The sequence below is a fragment of the Pseudomonas sp. HY2-MNA-CIBAN-0224 genome, assembly GCF_040310285.1.
GTDB lineage: Bacteria > Pseudomonadota > Gammaproteobacteria > Pseudomonadales > Pseudomonadaceae > Aquipseudomonas > Aquipseudomonas helleri.
The window spans coordinates 1-309 of the sequence record NZ_JBEOPQ010000333.1; the positions used below are offsets into that span (position 1 = coordinate 1).

The 309-nt window shown below is 45.0% G+C and carries 1 protein-coding gene; it reads right to left on the reverse strand.

What is annotated here, in order from left to right; genetic code table 11:
• On the reverse strand, window positions 1-309 hold a 309-nt coding region (locus AAEZ03_RS26625; RefSeq protein WP_350582782.1), incomplete at both ends, for a hypothetical protein.

The following is a 309-nucleotide window of genomic DNA, read 5'->3' on the forward strand; positions in this document are numbered from 1 at the left end:
GTTGAAAACGGATGAGCGGATGCATGAGTATGATATTTTTTAAAGCCTGCGGATTGACTAAGCCAGACTGGGGCAAATACAAGTTCTCTGATAAATTCTGCACTTTTAAGCCGCTCGCGTTTTGTGCCTGTTCACAGGAAAGTGTGGTTGCCATATCGTCAGGATAATCAGCGATTTGCTCTGTACCGATATTGGCTTTGATTAACAAATCAAGCGCGCCAGTTGGCTCAATTATCGGTGCTATGCCTTCTTTCTCAGCCCTGGTATTAAATAGGCGATAGAGCCGACTGCTGTAGAGATAGCCTATGC